Genomic DNA, 24,946 nt, shown 5'->3' with positions numbered 1-24,946 from the left:
GGCAGGATTTACTGGGGTACTTGAAAAAATGCAGTTCGGGTAAAGAGTTGATTGAAAAAGGTTTTGAGTCAGATGTTGAACTGTCCGCCGCCTACAACGTTAGTGATTGCGTGCCTTTCTTTACTGATAATGCCTATGTAAATTACAGGTACAACGTTAATTAGGTGTGACAGTTTTAATTATGTATATGCCATATTTAGATGCCTCTGCCTTACCAAATTACTCCTCTGTTTTTCCCAAGTGATGGTTGTGTCGATAATCTCGTCTAAATCATTGTGCTTTGGTTGCCAACCCAAAACCCTACGAATTTTATCAGCACAAGCCGCAACACAGGCAGGATCGCCCGGACGACGTGGTGCGGAAATAACCGGAAAATCTACACCAGAAATAGCCTTGACTCTTTCAATAACTTGTCGCACGCTGTATCCTTGCCCGTAACCGCAGTTAAAAATTTGGCTTTCCCCTCTTTTTTCTAAGTAATCCAAAGCATCTAAGTGAGCAGTCGCCAAATCCTCGACGTGGATATAGTCTCGGATTGCAGTTCCATCAGGTGTGGGAAAATCAGTACCAAAAATTCGTACTTCCGGCTTGCGCTTGAGTGCCGCATCACAAGCAGCCCGAATCAAGTGAGTAGCATTCGGTGACATTTGCCCCAATAGTCCAGTTGGTTCAGAACCTGCTACATTAAAGTAACGTAGAATTACGTATCTTAGTGAAGATGCTGCTGCATAGTCCTGGATCACCCATTCACTCATCAACTTTGAACGTCCGTAAGGATTAATGGGCTGTGTGGGATGCGACTCAATAACAGGATTTTGTTCCACTTCTCCGTACACTGCGGCTGTGCTGGAAAAAATGAGATTGTTAACACCCATAACGCTACAGCAGTGCAGCAAATTTAAGGTGTTGCGGGTGTTATTTGCGTAGTAGTCGAGGGGATGAACTACTGATTCTGGAACAATCAGACTAGCGGCAAAGTGTAAGACGGCGCTGAATTCATGCTGGGCAAAAACTTGATAAAGATGCTCAGTGTCTACTAAATCGCCAATAATTAGTTTCCCGTGTAGTACGGATGCTGATGAACTTGTAGAACAGTTGTCGTAGACCACGACATCATAACCAACTTCCCCCAGTTGACGAACTACATGGGAGCCAATGTAACCAGCACCGCCAGTTACCAATATTTTCTTTTTCATTTCTTTTTCCTTATCTACCTTTACCTAATAAAACAACTCGAATGGTTTTGAAGGCGATCGCTAAATCCAACCAAATGGAATAATTCTTGATGTAATACAGATCGTAAGAAAGCTTTTCATAAGCATCTTCAATAGATGCTCCATAGGGATACATAACCTGTGCCCAGCCTGTAATTCCCGGTTTTACCAAATAGCGTACTTCATAGTAGGGAATCGCTTCTTTGAGTTTGACATCAAATTCTGGTCGTTCTGGACGAGGCCCAATCAGACTCATTTCACCCTGTAAGACGTTCCATATTTGGGGTAATTCGTCAATACGCAACAAACGTAGCCAGTATCCGACTCTGGTGATCCGTGAATCGTGTTGACTAGCCCACTGCGCCCCCAACTTCTCTGCATCCTGATACATGGAGCGAAATTTATAAACTCTAAATGGTTTACCGTACAACCCACTTCGCTGCTGACTATACAATACTGGCCCCGGACTATCTAATCTAATTAGCAATGCAACCAACAACAGAAGTGGTGCAACTAATACTAGTAAAAATAGTATCAATATGATATCGACAACTCGCTTCAGCTTCTTACTGAAGTAACCAGGCATTAGGTTAAAACCATCGCTAAAAGCCAACCATTTATCTTGTAGCAGCGATGAAGGTAGTTTATACCAAAATGTTTCGTAAACATCCGGCAATGTGTAAACCGGAATACCTCGCAAGCGCATCTGCATTAACTGTTGTGCTTCAGATGTGGAAAAATTTATCTGTGTTGTAACTATGACTCCAGACCAGGATTTTTGACTCCATTGCGACAAATCGCTCAGATTTCCCTGATAACTCACATTGCTTTTTGGTAAGTCTATGATTTTTTGATTTTCCTCCGCTAGAACAGTCAACTTTCCTAAAGGATTAAGTCCCAGCAATTTTTGTGTAAATTTAATGGCATTATCCCCTGCTCCTAGTATCAACCAACGACTTTTCTCTTCGTGCGATCGCACTAATTTCACTGTCACCAAGCGCAATATTACCGCCCAAATGGTAAAGATTCCCAAGCTAGGTAGAAAGACACTCCGCCAGGATACCGGATTATGTTGGGCAATACCTGACAAGTAAATGAGCGCAGAAATAAAGAATGCGATCGCAATGTTACAAACAATAATTCGAGCCGGCGCTCTCAAACCTGCAATTTGCCGTTCTGGATAGTAAGCATCTGCTAAATAAAATGCTGCAAGTATCATGCAAACAAATTCATAAAGCAATGGATTGACCCAATGTAAGGGTTGATCTAAACGCAACCATTGTGCGATCGCTAAACAAATGAGCAAGCCAAAAATATCCCCTAACAAGAGCAATATTGGTAGGCTGCGGACTATATTTGGCAACCTAGGATTGGCAGGGTAACTAACATAACTTGTAAGAGTCATTGATTTTGATTATTTTTCAGTATCCTGGTAGTTATTTCTTCCTTAAAACCAGCAATAAATTCAAAGATGGTAATACTAAAAACTAGCCGTATTGTGTCAAAGCATAGAGAAATGAGAAATTTTTCTAATGCTCTGTTTTTCAAAGCAATTGGGTATTGAGTATTAGAAGCTGGGAGGGAAATTGTCAGTGCCTTTGCATAGTATGTCTATAGAAAACATATTTTACTTGCGTTGGCTATCCGACTCACACGATAGATTTAAAGTTCTTGCTTTGACATTTGCATAATGCCATGAATGTAGTCTCTATAAACTTTAAATTTAAATCATTACAGTAAATTTACTTTGAAAGTACATATTTACAAAGTGATAAAGTAATAGCAAAAAATTTATTTTATCTGATAAAACGCTGTGATCAACTTCATATCAAGTATTTTAATTGATAAAATGCTGTTATCAACTTCATATTAAGGATTATCATTGCTGAAGGTACAGTATATTCACATACATTTGGTATTAAAGGAATTTAAAACTTTAATAAAGAATATCAAAAGTACGTTGACATTTAGATAATATTTCTGGGATAAGAAAAGATGTAATAAAAAGGAAAGCGATCTGAGAAAATTACAGATAGGTCTGGTATTTTATCTATATTTAGTTTTGTAAATAATTAAACCTAAGTATGTCCAAATTACTATCTTGGACTACCAAAGTTGAGGAGCAAAATTAGTAAGTATTTCAGGTATTCGCAACATATTCCATGCCTCCTAACCAAGAAGACCAAAACTCCCTAGATTTGCAACAATACTCGCTGATTCTGAAAAGGCGTTGGCTAGTCATAGCTGCGGTGACTGCCTCTATTTTTGGACTCTCAGCTTTAATTGCCATCAGACAAAAACCAAGTTATGAAGCAGAAGGTAAGTTGCTTTTCAGTAAAACTGACCGTGTTTCTTCACTGACAAGTCCCTCGGCACAAGTTGGAGAGTTAAACGGTGTGACTCAACTAAGCAGCCCATTGGATACAGAAGCAGAGATAATTCGCTCCAATCCAATAGTTAACAAAACCATTACTAGCCTAAGCCTGACAGATAAGAAAGGAACACCTCTAAAAATAGATGAGTTTCTCAAAAAACTCAAGGCTAAAAGTATCCGAGGTACAGATATTTTGGCGATTTCTTACCGCAGTGGCGATCCAAAAGAAGCCGCAGCTGTTGTGAATTCGGTGATGAAATATTACCTGGCAAATAATATTAGCGTTAATCAAGCCCAGGCAAGGGTTGCAAAGAGATTTTTGAGTAACCAATTGCCTGATGTAGAGGCAAGGGTAGTTAGAGCAGAGACAGCTTTGCGTAAGTTTAAAGAAGAAAACAAGGTAGTTGCCTTAGACCAAGAAGCTACCACAGGTGTAGAAAGGCTCAATGAGTTATGTGGTCAGATAACTCAAGTTCAGTCCAACTTGGTAGATGCCGAAACTCGCTCACAACTTCTGCAACGTCAATTGAAATTGAATTCGCTGCAAGCTGTGGATATGGGCAATTTAAGTCAATCAAAAGCTGTGCAGGAGGTGCTAACAGAATATCAGAAAGTGGAAAACGAGTTAGCGGTGGCACAGACTCGCTATACAAATGAACATCCAGCGATCGTTAATTTGATGGCAAAAGCAGCAGCTCTCAAAAAACAGTTAGCAATGCGAGTTACGGAAAACGCGGGCAGCGAAAAATCTGTACCAACGCAAAATTTACAGATGGGGGAACTCAAGCAGACTCTGACTGCTCAGTTGGTACAGTCCGATGTGGAACGTTTGGCATTAGCCAATCGAATTAAGGTTTTGCAGGATGCATACACAATGTCGCAAAAACGGTTGGGTGTCTTACCCCAATTGCAACAAAACCAGCAACAGCTAGAGCGACAGTTGCAAGTAGCACGAGGAACTTATGAAGAACTGCTGAAGCGATCGCAAGAAGTGGATGTCGTTGTCAATCAAAATGTCGGTAATGCACAGGTGGTATCTATGGCTTTACTTCCTAACAAAGCACCTGACAAAATTATACTCTACCTTGCGCTGGGTGGATTTTTGGGAATTTTATTAGGTGTGGGGATAGCTTTAATATTGGAAGCTATGGATCAATCCCTGAAAACTATTGAGCAAGCTCAAAAGCTATTTAATTATCCGTTGCTCGGTACAATTCCTCACTTAGGTCAAAAATCTAAAGGTGGTGAGGCAGAGTCTTTATTAGAACTGTCAATGAGAGACAATCCTTACTCGGCAGGAAATTCAGCGTTTGAGATGCTTCAGACCAACTTGGATTTTACCGTTTTTGATAAACCCCTAAAAGTAATTGCTGTGGTTAGTTCAAGTCCAGGTGAAGGTAGGTCATTTGTGGCATCTAAGCTGGCAGTAGCTAATGCACGTATGGGACGTAAAGTGCTGTTGGTAGATGCGGATATGCGTCACTCCTGCCAACAACAAATCTGGAAATTACCCAACTTGCTAGGACTAAGTAATGTTTTAGTCAGTCAAGCAGAGTTTTCCCGCACTACCCAAGAAGTAATGGTTAACTTAGATGTGCTAACCGTTGGAACAATTCCACCTAATCCGGCAGCATTGCTAGACTCACAGCGCATGGCTTTGTTAATTCAAGAGGCAGCCAAAGATTATGATTGTGTCATTATTGATACTCCTGCCTTGAGTGTGTTTGGTGATGGACTGATGCTAGGCAAGATGGCAGATGGGGTATTGCTGGTTGTACGTCCTGGAGTGCTTGACTCTGCTGTTGCTAAGAGTACGAAGATGATGCTTGAGCAAGCGCGATCGCATGTTTTGGGAATGGTGGTGAATGGAGTTACTGCTGATAGTGGTTATATCTACTACAGCAAGAAGGGCTATTACGACAAAAATAGTAGCGATGCCTACGGCGGCAAGCTACGGAATAGCAAGGATAAAGTGAAGTTGCCTAATATAAGATTTTCCTAACCTTTTAGTCCAATTTTTAAGCAATTTATTCTCTATGTTCAGAAAAAGTAATTTATCCAACGAAAATATTTTTAGTGAAAAATAGCTTACTAAAGAATGGTTTCTACAACACAGTGGGGGGAGTAGTCCGAATCGGACTAGCTGTACTCACAATTCCCATACTAATTAAGATGCTGGGAATTGAGGAATATGGTTTGTGGACACTGGCTTATGCGGTAGTGCAAGTGGTTAATTTAGCCGAGGCAGGTCTTTCTGTCGCAACTACAGTATTTGTCTCACAGGACATAGATAAAGAAGATGCCGATAATTTATCCAATTCTCTTTCAGAGACATTGACTGTAACTTTTGGGGGGATGCTGATATTTGCAACCCTTGCCGCTATTGCTCTATTATTTGGTGCTGAACTAATTGTTAGTTTATTTCCTAAATTAGGGCAAGTTCAACAACTAACACTTCAACATGCTTTACAGATTGGTGGGTTAGTAGTGTGGGCAAGATTGCTTCAAAGGGTTTTGATTGGTGTGGAACAAGCCTATCAACGTTATGATTTGACAAATTTATTCAATACAATTGAATCGCTATTGCTTTCTTTCGGAATGTTAATAGTGACTTGGCTAGGAGGACGGACAATCGCCCTCATGCAGTGGCAAGCTGTAGCAGCTATAGCAATTTTATTAAGTCATGTCTGGGTATTCCGAACTTTAACCCATAACATAAAACTGCACGTAAACTGGAACCAAAAAAGAGGATTAGCAATAGCTCGATATAGTTTGATGACGTGGCTAACCTCGTTAGGGGGAATGATTTTTGCCAGAGGCGATCGCCTAATTGTAGGAGCTTTATTAGGTTCTAAAGTATTGGGGGTTTATGCAACAATTACCGATCTCACAACAGTGATTAGTCGATTATCAGATTTACCTGTGCAGCCTTTACTTCCTGCTCTCAGCAAGATAAGAACAATACTAGATAAAGATAAAAGTAAGCTGCAACAACAGATTAAGCAAGCAGTTGAAATTAATACACTAATTGCATTAGGACTAGGAACTGTATTTTTTACACTGGCACCGTTTCTTATGCATGTAATGCTTGGAGATGTAGTTACTAGTGAATATATTTTGGCATTCCGAATCCTTACTATTATTGAGATATTCCATTCATTGTATGCAGTAGGATATTACGTTTTGTTCAGTGTGAATGCAGTTGTAGAGAGTCTCGTAATTCACTTATTCAGCAGTCTACTTTCTATTCTGTTAATTTTAATTTTTTCAAATATGTTTGGATTAATAGGAGCAGTTCTAGGTAATGCGGGATTTTTGTGTGTTTTGTCTGCAATATTCTTAGCAATGAATAAGCTAGGCATAAGTCCAAAAATATGGTGTAGATGGTATAAGATTCCCTTAACATTATTTTGTATTTTTACTATTATTAGTTGTTCCCTTATTAAGCATTTTTATGTACTACTATTTATGGAAATTATACAGATTATAGCTTTGAATAAATGGTTTGTTGATACGCAGAATATAAAAACCAATATTTCATTACTTTTTTCAAAAAAATAGTTAAAAAATAAATATTCATTATTGAAGTAAAAAAAGTTATCTAGTTTAGGTTAGTTGATTGTTAACAGTATATTATAAAAATTAGCAAAATGATACTGCATCAATTTCTTTCAGATATTTACGAAAGCTGCTTTTTAATTTTATCTAGATTAAAGTTTTAATTTTTAATGCTTAATCCGTAAATAAATATCTTTGCAAAATTATATATAAGGAAACAACAGTAAATGGCTTCCAATTTATTTTCTGTTATATTAATTGCAATAATTGCACTTTTACTATTTATTTGGATAAATGCTTTTTTCAAAAAGTATTTATTTATCCTCATTCTAGGATTTATAGTCAGGGTATTTTTGATTTTTATTCAGGAGCAGACACATTTCTTGGGGGATGGTGATATCGTGGACTACTTGCCCTCCTTAGAAACATTTAGTCAGGCTGTAAGTACTGATCTCTTGAGCTATATTCAACCACACGTTCCCTTCTATAATATTCTTTATCCAGGCTGGATATTCAATGCTTTTGGAGAGTCTGGACTTTGGGTCATAAGAACTTTCAATGCAACTTTAGGTGTAGCTGCTATTGCTCCATTGGTATGGATTAACCAAATTATCTTCGGGAAAAAACTCAGTGAGTTACAGGTAGCGCTTGTTATATTCTGGCCAACTTGGTTGCGTTACAACATTGAGCTTGGACGATCTGCACCTAGTGTCTTAGCAGTTCTATGTGGCATATCTGGTTTGCTTGCAATAATTAGTTATCCAAAAGCTCGCAACAATTTATTAGTACAAGTTTATACATGCATAGGGGTCTTTTTTAGTTGTTATCTAAGAATACATTACATAGCCTATTTCATACCGATTGCATCACTAGCATTCTTAACTCAGGTGCAAAAATTAAAAATCTCACCGTACATACGTCCAATTGTATATTTTATTTCTATTATCCTGACACTGTTAATCACTTTTGCGACAGTTGGTATATATCAGCAATTATCTCAAGGAAATAATAGTGGGATGATATTTGAATCTACAGAAAGCGCCTTAGGTTATTTAGAAATGAGAGAAGAAGGGAATTCTGCCTACCTTCAGGGTGTTTACCCCAGAACTCCTTTTGATTGGATTTGGTATTCACCTCTTCAAGGTTTCTATTTCATGTTTTCACCAATGCCTTGGGATGTCCATACTGCATTTGCAGCTGGTAGTTCACTACAGGCATTAATTCTATTTTTACTATGCTTTCAAGCACTAAAAAAAGGCTGGAAACTTTTTAAAAGCAATAAAAGGATAAAATTATTATTACTTTCATTCTTTTTTGTTGCCCTTGCTTTTGGCTCCGTGACTAAAAATGCAGGAGGTGCTGAAAGATGGAGGCTACCTTCAACTCTCATATTAATTATAACAACCACAAGCATATTAGACTACTCAAAACAATTAGTTCAGGCAAGAAAATCTCCATTAATACCATATATCTAACTGTATTTTTTAGTAAAGGTTTTGATTGCATTCAATCTGTATAAAGCTGAGGAAAATAACAGATGAAATTGAAAATTATAATATTCTCTACTAGCTTAGGTCTAGGGGGAGCAGATCAACAAGTAATCGCATTGGCTTCTAATCTTATTAACAGAGGTCATCAAGTTAAGATTGTGTCAATGGTACCTCTTGGAATTATGGGATTAGAAGCTCAGTCTCACGGATTTGATATTGCGACTCTTAATATGTCACCAGGCGTTCCAGAACCCAGGGTAATCCCAAAATTAATACACCTGATAAATGACTGGCAACCTCACATCATACATTCTCATATGTTACATGCAAATTTGTTAGCCAGAATCGTCCGACTTTTTACAAGGGTTCCAGTTATTATCTCTACAGCGCATAACGTAGATGAAAGTAATGGTGCGCGTTGGCGAGGAATTGCTTACAGATTTACGGACTTTCTTTGTGATTTGACAATTTGTATAAGTAAAGCTGGATTAGAACGTTATATTCAGATAGGACTGGTTTCCAAAGGAAAAGCAAGATTTATTCCTAACTTTGTGAATACAAATAAATTTAAGTTTGACTCAGAATTAAGAAGTAATATTCGTTCTAAATTAGGACTTGGAGATAAATTTATATGGTTGGCAGTTGGACGCTTAGATGCAGTGAAAGATTATCCCACCACAATCAAGGCATTTACGATTGCCTTAAAGCAAAACCCAAATGCTTTATTAATTATTGTTGGGATAGGAAAACTCAAGTCAGACATTGAAGAATTAGTAAAAGAACTACAAATCGAGTCAAATGTCATATTTTTAGGCGCTCGTAGCGATGTAGTGGCATTAATGAATGCCGCTGATGCATATTTAATGTCTTCTGCTTTAGAAGGAATGCCAATAGTTTTATTAGAAGCAGCAGCAACACAACTACCAATTGTTTCTACAGATGTTGGTGGTACAAGAGAGACAATATTGGATGGCGAAAGTGGATTTTTAGTACCATCAAAAAATCCTCAAGTACTAGCCGAAGTAATGTCAAAAATGATGGCAATCCCAGAAGTAGAACGATTACAAATGGGGCAAAAAGGGAGAGAATTTGTTCTTGCTAACTACAGCACAGAAGAAGTTGTTACACAATGGGAGCATTTGTATTGCAACCTACTAGAACAACATCAGATTGCAGCTTCTATTTAGGGTAAATTTTCATTACTAATTTGGGAATATTTTCTATGTTGAAAAAACTTTCAGTTGTCACCACAGTCTATAACGGAGAACCATATTTTGATAGAGCAATTCCCAGCATTTTGAATCAGACATACAGTGATTTTGAATGGATTATTGTAGATGATGGTTCGACAGATGCAACTCCTGAAATGTTGGCAAAAGTTGCACAAAAAGATAGTCGAGTCAAGATTTTTACTTCTGGACACTTAGGTCGTGCGAAGGTTCTGAACTATGCTATTGAAAAGGCGCAAGGAGAATATATAGCTAACCAAGATTTTGATGATATTAGTTACCCAGAGCGGCTCCGCCTCCAGGTAGAATTTTTGGATGCTCATCCAGAAGTTGGTGTTGTTGGATGTAATTACATCCTAGAAGACGAGAATCGAAAAGAACGTTATGTCAAAATGCCTGCAACTGAGCATGACCAACTTATAAAGACAATGGCAAAATGCATACCTTTTGCTCATACACTAGTCGCTTTCAAGAAACAAGCTTGGTTACAAGCGGGAGGATATCCTGATGTGGAGGATTCAGAAGAGTTACGGTTGTGGATTACATTTGCCAAACATGGTTGGCTTTTGGCAAGTATTCCCGAAACTTTAGGTACACATTGGGTTTACCCAAAAAGTTTTTGGCATCAAAATTTTCAATATTCCCAGCGTCAAAAACAGTTAGCTGGTGTACAATGGCAAGCCATTCGGGAACTGAATTTGCCATTGTGGATGGGCATTTATCCTATAGGACGGCAGGCATATTTATATGCACCGAATCAACTAAAGTCCTTTGTGCGCCGTTTTCTAGCCGGCTCAAAAGAAAAAACTCTAGAATATAGCAAATCTAATTAATAACCCAAATTGCTAGTTATCAAAAAACGCCTATTTTTAAGTAAAAAGTCTTAATAAGTCTTAAGAATTAGTATTTATAGATACACAAAAATCCGATTTTTGTATCTATCTAATTGATACGATTATTGGGTACTAACTAGCAACTTACGTTAATATTCTTTGTCACAATTTTGTAACTCATGTGAGGTTGCTGTGTATGAAATATTCCCAAAAACCTGTCATACTCTATATCATTACAAAATCAGAGCTTGGTGGTGCTCAAAAAAATGTTTATGATTTAATCGAAAATTTTCGCAAAGACTATGAAATCCACCTGGCAACTAGTCAATTAGGTTTACTAACAGAATTTGTTAGTGATTTAGATGTTGCTATACATTTAATTTCTAACTTAAGTCGTGATATTAAATTCTCAGGTGAATTTCTCGCTATCAAAGAATGTATTTCATTGATTAATAAAATTAAACCTGATATCATTCATGCACATAGCAGTAAAGCTGGTGTTATAGGACGTATTGCTGGATGCATATCCAAGACACCTGTTATCTTTACGGCACATGGTTGGGGTTTTACTCAGGGAACGGCTCCATTTCAACGAACCGTGGCGCTGATAGCTGAAAAATTATTGTCACCACTGTCTGCGAAGCTAATTTGTGTCTCTGAAAGCGGTCGTCAGCAAGCCCTAAAGTTTGGTGTTGGCAATAAAAATTCACTCCACGTCATTCATAATGGCATTGCGAATATTCCTCTGTGCATTGCGGATTCTTCACAACAGCCACCTCGGCTAATTATGGTAGCACGATTTCAAGAACCAAAAGACCAACCAACTGTACTTCGATCGCTCGCTCAACTGCAAAACCCCTCGATTCATCTTGACCTAGTTGGTAGCGGTCCATTCCTAGAGTCATGTAAAGCTTTAGCGCAATCGTTGGGAATTGCAAAGCAGGTTTCTTTTCTAGGCGATCGCACAGATGTACCCGATTTATTAGCGCAATCGCAAATTTTTATCCTTAGCTCACATTATGAAGGCTTGCCTATCAGCATTTTAGAAGGGATGCGTGCGGGCTTGCCAGTTGTTGCAACTAACGTCAATGGTATTCCCGAAGAAGTTGAAAATGGAAAAACAGGCTTATTAGTACCGCCTAAAGATATAAATGCACTGGCTAACGCATTACAAACTCTGATTGAGTCTCCTTCTCTTCGTCTGCAAATGGGTGAAGCAGGTAAATTAAAATTTGATCAAGAATTTACAATTGAGCGGATGATAAATGAAACCAAAATAGTATATGAGAACATACTCAACGAAAAATCAAATAAATTAGTTCGATTTAATTTGGGGGTTAAAGCTGGCACCAGTTCGACCAGTAGCAATCCAAATTACTGAGCGAACGCAATCTCGTAAAATGTGTACCCAGGATTCAAATTCAAATCCTCTTGAAGGTACTACAAGTGGGGTGATAATAATCCCGCGACTTCCCAAAACTATTGATGCGATCGCTTTTGCTCTACTCATGTGATAATCCGACGTAATCAAGTAAATATGGTTGAACTTTTGGGCAACAAAATCTTCTACCAAAGTCGTAAAATTAGTTACAGTATCTGTGGCTCTACCATCCAAATGTAATTGTCGCTCTGGAATATTAAACCGCTGAAAAATACGGCGATTAATTTCTAAGTACCAAGCATAATCAGAAACCCAAATATCCAAATTTTTGTGAGATTGCCAAAAGCGACCAGCAAATTCCATCCGTTCGCTATCACTCCCTAACACAAAAATTGCCTGCGGAATTGGGGCTAGATGGAGTGCAACCGCTAGCCTAACAGGAATAATACTAATCAAAATTAGTAAAGCAATTAAAACTAAGGTTAACTGTCCTTGTTTGCGCTTGAAGTAAAAACGCAACTTTTCTTGAGAATGGTTTTTTCGCAAACCATGTTTACGGTTTTTCATTCAAATCGCCTTCTTAGTTTCTTCTCTAACAAAACCTCCTTGTTGTTTATATTATCATTTACAATGAAATTACTAAAAAAAATCATTAGAAAGCCGTACTATAAATTGGTTAATAGCCTTCCTAAGCCCATAGCTAATCAATTACTATTAATAAGTAGCTTAATTAATAGAAATACGTGGTCTATTGGGATTTATTTTGGTGGTTCTCCTTTTAATTTAACTGCACCTACAAATGTAAAAAATCCAGTATTGACTCACCAAGATGTATCTGATGTTAGAGCCGCATTTGTTGCAGACCCCTTTATGATTAAAGTTGATCAAACCTGGTTTATGTTTTTTGAGGTTTTAAATAACGGTACACGTCGAGGGGAAATTGGACTTGCAACGAGTGAAGATGGAACTAATTGGAAATATGAACAGATTGTAATTGCCGAACCATTTCACTTATCTTATCCATACGTTTTTGAATGGAATAATGAATATTACTTGATTCCAGAAAGTTATCAAGCAAACTCGATCCGACTTTACAAAGCATTAAATTTTCCCACAGAATGGAGTTTCGTTGGCAATCTCCTTAATGATGGATTTTTTGTAGATTCCTCTATTTTCCGTTACGCTGACAAATGGTGGATGTTTGCTGAAACTAATGCTGATCACAAACATGACACCCTGCGTCTTTACTATGCAGAGGATTTGCTCGGTTCTTGGTTGGAACACCCAAAGAGTCCAATTGTCAGTAACAATGCACACATAGCTAGACCAGCCGGTAGAGTTTTGGTGATGAACGATCAGATTTTTCGTTTTGCCCAAGACTGTCAGCCAGCTTATGGTACTCAGGTAAGAGCATTTGAGATTACCGAGTTAACGACTACAAGTTATCAAGAAAGACAAATTGAACAAAATTTAGTGTTGAAACCGAGTAATTATGGTTGGAATAGTAGTGGTATGCACCACATCGACGCTCATTTGATCCATGAGGGAAAATGGATCGCTTGTGTAGATGGTCGAGCTTAAATCCTGATATTAATATGCTTTTTAACAGGTTCACTCACATTCGCGGATTAAAACTAGCTCCCGTCCTCCCAGTCACAACCCACAAAATTGATCGCCCACAATCTCGCAATATCCGCACCAAGGTTTCTGACTTGTCTCCTTGCGAAGGAACCTCCACAGGTGTAACTGCAATTCCGTGACTACCGAGAACGATCGCCGCGATCGCTCTTGCCCTCTTCATGTGATAATCGGATGTAATTAGATAAATATGCTGTAACTTCTGCCTGACAAAATCTTCTACCAAAGTCGTAAAATTGGTTACAGTATCCGTTGCTCTACCATCTAAGTGCAACCGCTGATTCGGAACGTCAAACTGTTGGAAAATACGGCGATTAACATCCAGATTCCTAGCATAATCAGAAACCCAAATATCTACATTAGTGTGCGATCGCCAAAATCGGGCAGCAAACTCCATTCTTTCGGAAGCACCCCCCAAGACTAAAATAGCCTGGGGTATTGGGGCTTGATGGAGTGCAACAGCTATTCTTACAGGAATAATACTAGCGAAGAAAAAGGCGATCGCCAAAACGAGCATTACCAATATTTTTTGGGTATTTAAACTCAAAAGTATGTTGCTACTGTTAGCTACTACGAAACCAGGAATCAAGCCGAGAAATTTACGTCGCCCCTTCATCATAAAATGTCAAATTTCAAAACAAGCTTAATTAAATGTCGCATTGATTGGTTTGACAATATTTGGCATTATCTATAAATCCCTGCAACTTATTCAAGGGAATTATCTGGAATGCTGACCCACCCTGTACCTCAGCAGTGATGTAAGCAAACTTTTGCCCACTATAAAATTGGTCACGTCCAACTTTGGTGATATATCGAGACTTCTGGAAGTCATTGGCAATATTAGAATTATAAATATTTTGTAACAATTTTACTGCTTTGGCATTTTTTGTGGTGAATTTGAGGCGTTTATCACCACTAACGGTTATGCCTTCTTTACTCACTGTCCCATTTTCAGAAGTGACATTAGCATAAAAGTATAAATTTCCCTTTGTACCCTCGTAGCCGTGGGCTTCGCTGTTGTATCTCACAGTTGGTAATTGAGGTTTGGTTTTTGCCCATTTCACAACGCTGTTGATATTTTGCCCTGGAAGCGCATTTGCCGGAGTCACAGCCAAAATAACTGCGATCGCACACAGGGTAACATTGAATAAATAGTTAAATTTACAACTTTTGTCCATAGTATTTTCCCTCTATGTAAATACTGATATTTAGAGATTAAACCAGCACCAATTAAGAATTACTTCCAGCCCGGTATCAGTTGTGAGTATAAATTTATTAGTATTAAAAATAACTTAACATCGTCTAATGACCACTGTCCAGTGACTAGGAAGCAGGAGAGGCGGGGAGAAATTAAATTTATCAAGAGCAGATGACGGGATGGAAAAAAAGAAATCGGGACAGAGTTCTCAACCTCCTACTTAGTTACAAAACTTATATTTTATCTCAAGCAAACCGAGGTATGCATTTTAAGACTGGATACATTCGAGATCGAGGTTATACACACTTCTTAATAAACCAGCTTTGAGAACGCAAAACGTTCTAATCTAAAAGCTAACTGGGTTAATTTACTGGCACTTTTGCAGGCAGTACTTTCAAGTTCATAAAGCATAGACACACCGATGTGTCAAGCCTCAAAACGACCCAGACTTAACATATAAACGATTATGATGGGAGTTTTACAAAGCCGATGAGTGTTAAGGCGAGTGGTGGAAGCTCAGTTGCGCGTCCGCAACTATATCAAACCCTAACTGTAGCCACAATTACCCAAGCGGATCAGCAAGACCGCTTTTTGGGAAATGGTGAATTAAATGAACTGGCAAGCTATTTTGCATCTGGTGCAAAGCGTCTAGAAATTTCCCAGACGCTGACGGATAATGCCGAGATTATCGTATCTCGCGCTGCCAACCGGATTTTTGTCGGTGGTTCGCCAATGGCTTTTTTAGAAAAGCCCAGAGAAATAGAAATAGTACCTGTTAGTGCTGGTGCTAATGTTCAGCAAGGGATGCAACTAGGAACTATAACCTACGTTGAAAGTCGTGGTGGGTTTCTAGAAAATTTACGCTCAATCTTTAACTCATCTCCCAGCGGCCCGATACCCCCAGGTTTCAGACCAATTAACATTGCTCGTTATGGTCCGAGCAACATGGCCAAGAGCTTGCGGGATTTATCCTGGTTCTTGCGTTACGCCACTTATGCGATCGTTGCTGGCGACCCCAACATCATAGCGGTGAATACACGGGGTTTGCGGGAAATAATTGAAAATGCCTGCTCTGGTGAAGCAACGCTAGTAGCTTTGCAGGAAATCAAAATCGGGTCACTTTCCTTTTTCCGCAACGATGCTGAGGCTACAGAGATTGTGTCTCAGTACATGGATGTTTTGTTAACAGAATTCAAAGCAGCCACACCTTCAAATAAAGTGCGTCAACGCCCCTCTAGCGACCAGCAGGGGTTGCAACTGCCGCAAATTTACTTCAATGCCGCAGAACGACGTCCCAAGTTTGTGATGAAAACTGGGTTATCAGCTAGCGAAAAAAATGAGGTAATCAAGGCTGCATATCGGCAAATCTTTGAGCGTGATATTACCCGTGCTTATAGTTTGTCGATATCTGACCTAGAATCCAAGGTGAAGAATGGCGACATCTCTATGAAGGAGTTTGTCCGTCGTCTAACTAAATCTCCCCTTTACCAAAAACAGTTTTACCAGCCTTTTATTAACAGCCGAGTCATCGAACTAGCTTTCCGTCATATTCTAGGACGGGGGCCAAGTAGCCGCGAAGAAGTACAAAAATACTTTTCGATTATTTCTAACGGTGGTCTACCAGCCTTGGTAGATGCCTTAGTAGATTCTGCTGAATATGGCGACTATTTTGGCGAAGAGACAGTGCCCTACCTCCGGGGTCTGGGTCAAGAAGCACAAGAATGTCGCAACTGGGGACCGCAGCAAGACCTGTTTAACTACAGTGCGCCTTTCCGCAAGATACCTCAGTTTATTACCACATTTGCTGCTTACGAGCAACCCCTACCAGACCAACATCCTTACGGTTCTGGAAATGACCCCTTGGAAATTCAGTTTGGGGCGATTTTCCCGAAAGAAACTCGCAACCCCAGCACCCGTCCGGCTCCTTTTGGCAAGGATACCAAACGCATCCTAATTCACCAAGGAGCAGGGATTAATAACCAAAATAGCAATCCCAAGGCGCGGGGTGAAGCTCCTGGTACTCTTGGCCCCAAGGTGTTCAAGTTAGATCAACTGCCTGGTACCATTGGTAAAAAGGCTGCTAAAGGTTCTAGCGTCAGATTCTCCGAAAGCTCCACGCAAGCAGTGATTAGAGCTGCTTATTTGCAAGTTTTCGGTCGGGATCTCTACGAAGGTCAGCGCCCGAAGGTATTGGAAATCAAGCTGGAAAACGGCGACATCTCTGTGCGGGAGTTTATCCGCTCTTTGGCTAAGTCGGATGTATTCCGCAATCTGTACTGGACATCGCTGTATGTTTGTAAAGCGATCGAGTATATTCACCGCCGCTTGTTGGGTCGTCCAACCTATGGGCGTCAAGAAATCAACAAATACTTTGACATCGCTTCAAAACAGGGCTTTTACGCCGTGGTTGATGCCATTATTAACAGCGTAGAATACAACGAAGCATTTGGTGAAGATACGATTCCTTACGAACGGTATCTGACTCCTGGTGGTGTATCAGGGCGACAATTGCGCGTTGGTAGCATTCGTGATGATGTTGCCGCGAAAGTCCAGAAGGAAGTAACGCCGAGCTTTGTGACACTGGGTACAGTCACAGAAAACCGCTCAGAACCAGATATTCAGTTCCGCATTAACCAAGGTGTCAGCAAGCAACGGGAACAAACCAAAATCTTCAAGCTGGTATCCAATATCAGTGACAAAGTTGCAGTCCAAACTTTGATTAGCGCTGCATATCGTCAGATTTTTGAACGGGATATTGCACCCTACATCGCCAAAAATGAATTTACGGCGTGGGAAAGTAAGCTGGGGAATGGCGAAATCAGTGTCAAGGAATTTATTGAAGGTTTGGGTTACTCTAACCTCTACCTGAAAGAGTTCTACACACCCTACCCCAATACCAAAGTGATTGAGTTGGGAACTAAACACTTCCTGGGACGTGCGCCATTAGACCAAGCCGAAATCCGCAAGTATAACCAGATTTTGGCTACTCAAGGTATTCGTGCCTTTATTAGTGCCCTGGTAGAAAGTGTGGAATATAACCAAGTGTTTGGTGAAGATACGGTGCCTTTCCGTCGCTTCCCGACCCTACCTGCGGCAAACTTCCCGAATACCGAGAAGCTGTACAACCAGCTTACTAAGCAAAACGATGAGGTAGTTGTACCGAGCTTTAAGCCAGTGCAACCGCGCGTCGGATTTAGTAACGATACACCGCTTTCGACGCAGGCGATCGCAGATATAGCAGCGCAAGCAAATGGTCTAAACCAGAGCCAGCGCTCATTTGCTGAACTAGGTCGTTCCTACAACGATGGTAGCGGCCAATCTGTGGAACTGGGTGTACGTAAACATGCACGTATTTATCGTCTCACGGAAAGCACCAACCAAGTTGAAACACAACAGGCAATCAACGCCATTTACCGTCAAGTGTTGGATGTATTTAGCGAGGAAGTGCCTGATAATTTCCGCCGTCCTGACCTAGACAGCAAACTCCAGAATGGTGAAATTTCCATCCGGGAGTTTGTGCGTGAACTAGCCAGTTCCGAAATCTATCGCCAGCGCTTCTTATCACCTTATCCTCATGCCAAGGTGATTGAGTTCCTCTTCCGTCACTTGTTAGGGCGTACACCCGCAACTCAGGAAGAAATTCGCCAGTATAACCAGCTGTTGAGCGATAGCGGTTTGTCAGCTGCTGTAGAAGCAATACTCGAAAGTCCAGAATATAGCCGCTACTTCGGTGAGGATGTTGTGCCTTACAACCGCTTCCCATCACTGATGGCAGGTAACTAGCTCGGTAGTGTCGCGGTTGATTAGGGAGTAGGGATTGGGTACTGGGGGCTTAGGGACTTAATTCTCTTCCCAATGCCCAATACTTCTCTACGAGAGGCTGCGCCAACGGCTTCTCTACGAGACGCTACGCGAACGCTCAGTACAAGTGCCCAATGCCCCATTCGTAACCTTTCGTAATACCGCTCTCAGATTGCAGCTAAAACAGTGAATTCTGAAAAGCAATATTACAAAGTGTTAAGAACAGTCATAAATGCTCAACAGAATACCGGAAAATGTTTTGCGGAAGGTAATTGAGTTTTAAAGCTTGTCTACTTATGTTGACTCAGGCAAACTCGTTATTTATTAGCCGTAGCAGTGATGAAACTGTTGTGTCTAAAAAGACGAGAAAACAAACTCAGTAAACCAAATTTAAAGTCGCACCAGTTTAATCAAATCCTGGTTTCATTCGTACTGGAGGAATCCATTAATGAGTATCGTCACGAAAGCTATCGTGAATGCTGATGCAGAAGCCCGCTATCTCAGCCCTGGTGAGTTAGATCGGATCAAATCCTTTGTTGCAAGTGGTGAGCGCCGTGTACGGATTGCTCAAGTTTTGTCAGAAAACCGGGAACGGCTAGTTAAGCAAGCTGGCGATCAACTGTTCCAAAAGCGTCCTGATGTTGTATCTCCTGGTGGGAACGCTTACGGTCAAGAATTGACTGCTACTTGTCTGCGTGACCTCGATTACTACCTCCGCCTCGTTACCTACGGTATCGTTGCTGGTGATGTTACACCTATTGAAGAAATTGGTGTTATCGGTGCCCGTGAACTGTACAAGTCCTTGGGAACTCCTATCGATGGTGTTGCTGAAGGTATCCGTGGGTTGAAGAATGTCTCTGCTACCTTGCTGTCTGGCGAAGACGCTGCTGAAGCTGGTAACTACTTCGACTACCTAGTTGGCGCCCTACTGTAGGGTGAAACTGTTTACCTACTGAAACAGAAGTATTGCAATACGGTTGGAAATAAGGAATTAACAACATGGCTCAAGACGCAATTACCGCTGTCATTAACTCCGCAGACGTTCAAGGTAAGTACCTCGACTCTTCTGCTTTAGAGAAGCTAAAAAGCTATTTCTCCACTGGCGAACTGCGGGTACGTGCTGCTAGCACCATCAGCGCCAACGCTGCTGCGATCGTCAAAGAAGCTGTAGCAAAATCTTTGCTATACTCTGACATCACCCGTCCTGGCGGCAATATGTATACTACCCGCCGTTATGCTGCTTGCATCCGTGACTTGGACTACTACCTCCGCTATGCTACCTACGCTATGTTAGCTGGCGATCCTTCCATCCTTGATGAGCGTGTACTAAATGGCTTGAAGGAAACCTACAACTCCTTAGGTGTTCCCGTTGGTGCTACTGTGCAAGCTATCCAAGCAATTAAACAAGTAACCGCTAGTTTAGTTGGTTCTGACGCTGGTAAGGAAATGGGTGTTTACTTAGACTATATCTCTTCTGGCTTAAGCTAAGAGCTAGTTTGCGCTTAAGAATTTAGGTGCGGCTTTATTAAGGTCTGGAAATCAACCGTGAGTGCTAGAACGTTATATTGCTTATCTTGGTAAATTATCAGTGATGAGTGTTGGTGGTCTAGTATTGATGTTTGATTTCCAGCCTTTGAATGATTAAAAGATTTGCACTCAAGATTTTGAGATAAAAAAAGTTTTCACAAAGTATACAGGAGATTTTCAGAATATGTCCCGTTTGTTTAAAATTACTGCTCTAGTTCCCAGCCAAACCCGAATTCGTACCCAACGCGAACTGCAAAATACTTATTTCACTAAGCTAGTTCCCTATGAGAACTGGTTCCGCGAACAGCAACGCATTCAAAAAGCAGGCGGCAAAATCATCAAGGTGGAACTGGCAACTGGTAAGCAAGGTGCTAATACTGGCTTGTTGTAATTCTGGAAATAGAAAATTATTTTAGGGAATTGGTAAGAGGTCAGCAAAGACCTCTTTTTTGTTAAGAATTGATACTACTATTGAAAAGCAATCGTCTATCAGCTAGAAGTTGTTATTATATCCGCGAGCATATAATTGCAAAATAGGCAATTGACTCAGAAGGTAGCGCCCAACTGCCTTGAGCTTCAGGTATCCCTTAGGCATTCGTACTAGATCCACAGCAATCGGTTTATTGCCTGTAATACTGGTACAACAATGCTCATAAGTCCCCTCTTATAAAGTTATATGTTATTTAATAGTTTTACATATGCCATCTTCTTGATTATCATTTTTGGCACGTACTGGTTACTGCCTAATAAATGGCGAAACTACTTTCTCCTCTTAAGCAGCTACTTTTTTTACGGAACATGGAAGATAGAGGGGTTGTTACTACTGCTGGGATTTAGCATAGTTAATTGGCTATTGGGACTTTTGCTAAACTCCTTTCATGGACGGAAAAGAAAAGGTATTTTAGGCATAGGAATTTTTTTAAATATAGCTATCTTATGTGTTTTTAAATATTAAGCTGCTATACCTTTAATTTGCATAAAATGGAAATTGGATAAGTATTGCATTTACTGCCATGCCAGCTAGAGGTTTTCTCACACCGGGTCAACAAGAAAATTTACAACAAGCCGTCAGAGAAAGTGCGAACAAGTACCTACGAGAGCGAGCATTAATCCTGTTGTTGATGAATGATGGTAAGACGTACCAAGAGATCAGCACTTTTTTAGGTTGTGCATACCGAAGCGTAGCATATTGGTGTGTTCATGGAGACGCAGATAACCTAGAAAGTTTAAAAGATAAGCGAGAACAAGGTAATCATCGTAAAGTCACAGAATTATATGTAGAGTTACTGCTAGATGTACTTGAAAAGGAACTATCAGAACTAGGATATGAATTTGGAAGATGGTCAGGTGAAGGATTAGCAACATACATGGCAGAACAAACAGGAATTGAGCTATCAGGTAAGCAAGTAAGGAGAATATTAGAGCAAAAAAAGTACGCTTACCTCTGGGCAAAATATACCCTGGAGGACAAACAAGATCCCAAAAATAGGAAGGCGTTTAAAGAAAAGTTAGAAGGATACTTAGAAGCGTCAAAAGCTAGTCCAGATCAACTACAAATCTGGTTTTGGGATGAAAGTGGATTCAGTATGAGGGTAATTAGGCGTAGAAGTTGGGTGAAAAGAGGTAGTAGAAAAAAAGTCACTGGACAACGAAGTAGAGGAAAAGTAAACGTCATGGGAGGTGTTCGATATCATGATAAAAAAAGAATGTGTTATTTCATCGATAAAGGTAACTCAACAAGCTTTTATGAACAAATTAAAAAACTACATATTTTTGTAAAAAATGAGTGGATTAATCAAGGAAATGTAGAAGATAAGTTTACATCATCTGAAGTAAGAATACTCATTGTACTAGATAATGCTAGCTACCATAAAAAGAAAGATATTCTAAAAAAAATAGAACAAGAAATGCCAAATATACAACTTTATTTTTTACCTCCCTATAGTCCAGATTTTAATTTAGCTGAATTAGTTTGGCATTCAGTGAAAGAATACATAGCACATCGCCTATTTAAATCAGTACCGGATTTGCAAGAATTACTAGACAGATTATTAAACGATGGTGAACTAATTATTAAGTGGGGCAGAAAAATCAAGAATAAGGGTAATGCTGTTATTGCAAGTTAAATGTCCGACAGCTTACAAAGAAAGAGAATTTGAGTGGAGTAGTTTCCAGGTTGCGGCGATATTGTGTAATCGGCGTAATCCTGAGGAAATTTGTGTTTTTAAGTCTAATTCAGAACGGTGACTAATGAGCGATCGCCATAATCATACTACTGCTACACGTCTAAATGTCTACATCCAAGGTCAAGGATTCCCCATTTTGGGCTTACATGGTCATCCTGGTACTGGTCGTAGTCTTTCTGTCTTTACCAATCATTTATCAAAACGTTATCAAACTTTTACCCCTGACTTACGTGGATACGGCAAAAGTCGCTGTAATGGAAATTTTGATATGAATGACCATTTGACTGATTTAGAAGCGCTGCTAGACCGCTTTGAAATTGAAAAGTGCCTAGTATTGGGATGGTCACTTGGGGGCATTCTGGCAATGGAACTGGCATTACGTTTGCCAAAGCGCGTTACTGGGCTGATTTTGGTGGCGACAGCTGCAAAACCCCGTGGCAGTCATCCGGCCATCACTTGGCAAGATAATTTATATACTGGCGTTGCTGGCCTACTAAACTATATAAAACCGGGTTGGCAATGGAATATTGAAACTTTTAGCAAGCGATCGCTTTTCCGCTACCTAATCCAACAACATACATCTACCAGTTACAACTACATCGCAAGCGTTGCAGTACCAGCTTATTTGCAAACCTCTGGTGCTGCTACTCGCGCCCTCTATAGTGCAATTGAATCGGGATACAACCGACTTCCAGATTTGCCACAAATACAATGTCCTAGTCTAGTACTTGCGGGTGAACAAGACCGCCACATCACATCTAATTCCAGCTTAGAAACTGCTCAACATCTCCAAAATTCTCAGTGGCAGTGCTATCCCAACACCGCCCATCTTTTCCCGTGGGAAGTTCCCCAGCTGGTGCTGAATGATATTGACCATTGGCTAGAAGAACATCCACAGGTAATTGGGAGTCAATAATCCAAAGGTTTTTGACTCCCAAGAAGATAATTCGTAATTCAAAATTACGAATTATCTTGACTCTTGCCTAATTTACATTTGACCGCCAAAGGCAGGCTGTACTTTGCGGTCAAATCTTTCCCCCAAGTCTTCAGCGATTGTTAAGGTATTAGGTTTGCAGCGCTTGACATGCACAGCAATTCCCTGCGCTCCTTCGGTTTCCAAATCTTCTATATATCCAATGCTTGACAATCTGGCATCAGAAGAACTCAGAAATGGACCGAAGTAATACGTGCACCGGGGATTCTGCGTCACAATCTCTACCCACCAAGCCAAGCCGAGGTAGTCAAATGTGTTAATCAACACTTCCTTGAGGTTATGCCAAATGGTTTTCATGGTTTTCGCCGATTTATAAAGTGTTACAGGGTGTTAAAGGATATGCTACTTGATTATCTTTTACATTTCTTTATACTCTCTTACTGACTGTTATTTTTTCAAAGAGATTTTTTGTATTTTATCTAAGTACAGCGTATTTAGCGATCGCTGGCGATAAATTTCATAAAGCGCCATACCCGCCGCTACCGAAGCATTGAGGCTGGGAGTCTTACCTTGTAGAGGAATCGATACTAAGAAATCACAGGAACGTTGAGTTAACATACTCAGACCTTCGCCTTCTGAGCCGATTACCAAAACGATTGGGCCAGTAAAATTGATTGTATGCACGGGCTCGCTGCCACTTGCAGCCGTGCCGTAAATCCAAAAGCCAGCTTCTTTTAATTCTTCTAAAGCGCGACCAAGGTTGATAACTCTAGATACAGCAAAATTTTCTAAAGCGCCTGCTGCCACTTTCATGACAGTGGAAGTGATCCCAGATGCCCTTCTTTGAGGAATCACCAATCCTTGAGCGCCGATTGCTTCGGCGGTGCGAATAATTGCTCCCAAGTTGTGGGGATCGGTGATTCCGTCAGCCACGACAATTACGGCATCAGTTACAGATTTGGACTGCTCAATTAAATCCGCCAATTCGATGTAGCCGTAAGGAGCAATTTGTGCCGCCACACCTTGATGATTGGCTCCGTTGGTGATCTGGTCTAAGCGCTTGGGTTCAACTTCATCAATAACTGTGCCATTTTCCTTGGCTTGGAGCAGAAAATGGTGAAAGCTGGGATCGTAGCGTAGACGGGTAGTAATCCAGAGACGGTTAAGATTGCGCTGATTTTGCAACGCACTCAATACGGGATAACGACCGTAGATGAGATCGCTATCTTCCGTCGATTCTGTAGATACAGACGGCTGGGATAAGTTGCTATTTCGTTCTCGGTAGTTGCCAGAAATCGGGTTGCTATCTATTTTCCTGGGATTGCGAGTGGGATTAGCAACAGAAATCGGGTTGCTATCTATTTTTCTGGGATTGCGAGTGGGATTAGCAACAGAAATCGGATTGCTATCTATTTTTCTGGGATTGCGAGTGGGATTAGCAACAGAAATCGGGTTGCTATCTATTCTTCTGGGATTGCGAGTGGGATTAGTAACAACACGCTTACCTTTAATTTTTACGGGTTGTCCACGATTGGGTTCGCTAGAAGTTTTGATTTTTCTTGGTTTATTCTGCATTTTAGTTA

General features: G+C 40.3%; 19 protein-coding genes and 1 pseudogene. 13 read left to right on the top strand and 7 right to left on the bottom strand.

Annotation, left to right across the window (positions count from 1 at the left end):
- Positions 1-179: 179 nt before the first annotated feature.
- Positions 180-1,196, bottom strand: coding sequence for a UDP-glucose 4-epimerase GalE (galE, locus tag ACYTXL_RS18935; RefSeq protein ID WP_461926093.1), 1,017 nt, complete (start codon positions 1,194-1,196; stop codon positions 180-182).
- A gap of 10 nt (positions 1,197-1,206) precedes the next feature.
- Positions 1,207-2,619, bottom strand: a complete 1,413-nt coding sequence (locus tag ACYTXL_RS18930) for a sugar transferase (protein ID WP_461926092.1) — start codon at positions 2,617-2,619, stop codon at positions 1,207-1,209.
- A 757-nt stretch (positions 2,620-3,376) separates the two neighbouring features.
- On the opposite strand from ACYTXL_RS18930, the gene ACYTXL_RS18925 reads away from it, so the two are divergent.
- The 6 genes from ACYTXL_RS18925 to ACYTXL_RS18900 all read left to right on the top strand — a co-directional run bounded on the left by ACYTXL_RS18925 (position 3,377) and on the right by ACYTXL_RS18900 (position 12,079).
- Complete coding sequence (locus tag ACYTXL_RS18925; protein WP_461926091.1) at positions 3,377-5,590, top strand: GumC family protein; 2,214 nt, start codon at positions 3,377-3,379, stop codon at positions 5,588-5,590.
- Positions 5,591-5,664: 74 nt separating this feature from the next.
- Entirely contained in the window at positions 5,665-7,149 is a 1,485-nt protein-coding gene (locus ACYTXL_RS18920; RefSeq protein WP_461926090.1) for an oligosaccharide flippase family protein, read from the top strand.
- Between the two features lie 224 nt (positions 7,150-7,373).
- Entirely contained in the window at positions 7,374-8,621 is a 1,248-nt protein-coding gene (locus ACYTXL_RS18915; protein WP_461926089.1) for a hypothetical protein, read from the top strand.
- Between the two features lie 62 nt (positions 8,622-8,683).
- A complete protein-coding gene (locus tag ACYTXL_RS18910; RefSeq protein WP_461926088.1) occupies positions 8,684-9,823 on the top strand; it encodes a glycosyltransferase in 1,140 nt (379 codons plus the stop codon).
- A gap of 35 nt (positions 9,824-9,858) precedes the next feature.
- Positions 9,859-10,698, top strand: coding sequence for a glycosyltransferase family 2 protein (locus tag ACYTXL_RS18905; protein ID WP_461926087.1), 840 nt, complete (start codon positions 9,859-9,861; stop codon positions 10,696-10,698).
- Positions 10,699-10,894: 196 nt separating this feature from the next.
- Positions 10,895-12,079: a glycosyltransferase family 4 protein gene (locus ACYTXL_RS18900; RefSeq protein ID WP_461926086.1), complete on the top strand. Its 1,185-nt coding sequence runs from the start codon at positions 10,895-10,897 to the stop codon at positions 12,077-12,079.
- On the opposite strand, the gene ACYTXL_RS18895 is transcribed toward ACYTXL_RS18900, so the two are convergent.
- A complete protein-coding gene (locus ACYTXL_RS18895) occupies positions 12,014-12,646 on the bottom strand; it encodes a YdcF family protein (protein WP_461926085.1) in 633 nt (210 codons plus the stop codon). The two genes, ACYTXL_RS18900 and ACYTXL_RS18895, sit on opposite strands and share 66 nt — an antisense overlap.
- On the opposite strand from ACYTXL_RS18895, the gene ACYTXL_RS18890 reads away from it, so the two are divergent.
- Positions 12,611-13,660 carry a glucosamine inositolphosphorylceramide transferase family protein gene (locus tag ACYTXL_RS18890; protein ID WP_461926084.1) on the top strand — a complete coding sequence of 350 codons (1,050 nt, stop codon included), beginning with the start codon at positions 12,611-12,613 and terminating at the stop codon, positions 13,658-13,660. The genes ACYTXL_RS18895 and ACYTXL_RS18890 overlap by 36 nt on opposite strands.
- 34 nt (positions 13,661-13,694) lie before the next feature.
- On the opposite strand, the gene ACYTXL_RS18885 is transcribed toward ACYTXL_RS18890, so the two are convergent.
- Both ACYTXL_RS18885 and ACYTXL_RS18880 read right to left on the bottom strand, forming a co-directional pair.
- Entirely contained in the window at positions 13,695-14,336 is a 642-nt protein-coding gene (locus ACYTXL_RS18885; protein ID WP_461926083.1) for a YdcF family protein, read from the bottom strand.
- 28 nt (positions 14,337-14,364) lie between these two features.
- Positions 14,365-14,895: a hypothetical protein gene (locus tag ACYTXL_RS18880; RefSeq protein WP_461926082.1), complete on the bottom strand. Its 531-nt coding sequence runs from the start codon at positions 14,893-14,895 to the stop codon at positions 14,365-14,367.
- Between the two features lie 509 nt (positions 14,896-15,404).
- Here ACYTXL_RS18880 and ACYTXL_RS18875 point away from each other — a divergent pair.
- The 6 genes and pseudogenes from ACYTXL_RS18875 to ACYTXL_RS18850 form a co-directional block, all read left to right on the top strand.
- A pseudogene (locus ACYTXL_RS18875) lies at positions 15,405-18,695 on the top strand (phycobilisome rod-core linker polypeptide); the annotation flags it as partial.
- A 469-nt stretch (positions 18,696-19,164) separates the two neighbouring features.
- Complete coding sequence (apcA, locus tag ACYTXL_RS18870; protein ID WP_292801663.1) at positions 19,165-19,650, top strand: allophycocyanin subunit alpha; 486 nt, start codon at positions 19,165-19,167, stop codon at positions 19,648-19,650.
- Between the two features lie 65 nt (positions 19,651-19,715).
- Positions 19,716-20,204 (top strand): allophycocyanin subunit beta, encoded by a 489-nt coding sequence (gene apcB / locus ACYTXL_RS18865; RefSeq protein WP_292801661.1) that lies wholly within the window; start codon positions 19,716-19,718, stop codon positions 20,202-20,204.
- 223 nt (positions 20,205-20,427) lie between these two features.
- On the top strand, positions 20,428-20,634 hold the full coding sequence (locus ACYTXL_RS18860) for a phycobilisome linker polypeptide (protein ID WP_334823159.1): 207 nt from the start codon (positions 20,428-20,430) through the stop codon (positions 20,632-20,634).
- 622 nt (positions 20,635-21,256) lie between these two features.
- On the top strand, positions 21,257-22,369 hold the full coding sequence (locus tag ACYTXL_RS18855) for an IS630 family transposase (protein WP_461926081.1): 1,113 nt from the start codon (positions 21,257-21,259) through the stop codon (positions 22,367-22,369).
- Between the two features lie 124 nt (positions 22,370-22,493).
- Entirely contained in the window at positions 22,494-23,345 is an 852-nt protein-coding gene (locus ACYTXL_RS18850) for an alpha/beta fold hydrolase (protein ID WP_461926080.1), read from the top strand.
- Positions 23,346-23,417: 72 nt separating this feature from the next.
- On the opposite strand, the gene ACYTXL_RS18845 is transcribed toward ACYTXL_RS18850, so the two are convergent.
- Positions 23,418-23,720, bottom strand: a complete 303-nt coding sequence (locus ACYTXL_RS18845) for a DUF1816 domain-containing protein (protein ID WP_461926079.1) — start codon at positions 23,718-23,720, stop codon at positions 23,418-23,420.
- Positions 23,721-23,810: 90 nt separating this feature from the next.
- Entirely contained in the window at positions 23,811-24,938 is a 1,128-nt protein-coding gene (rlmB, locus tag ACYTXL_RS18840) for a 23S rRNA (guanosine(2251)-2'-O)-methyltransferase RlmB (RefSeq protein WP_461926078.1), read from the bottom strand.
- Between the last annotated feature and the right edge of the window lie 8 nt (positions 24,939-24,946).

This window comes from Nostoc sp. (assembly GCF_054880495.1).
The sequence above is the reverse complement of the archived record's forward strand: the minus strand, read 5'-3'. Positions and strand labels throughout refer to the sequence as shown.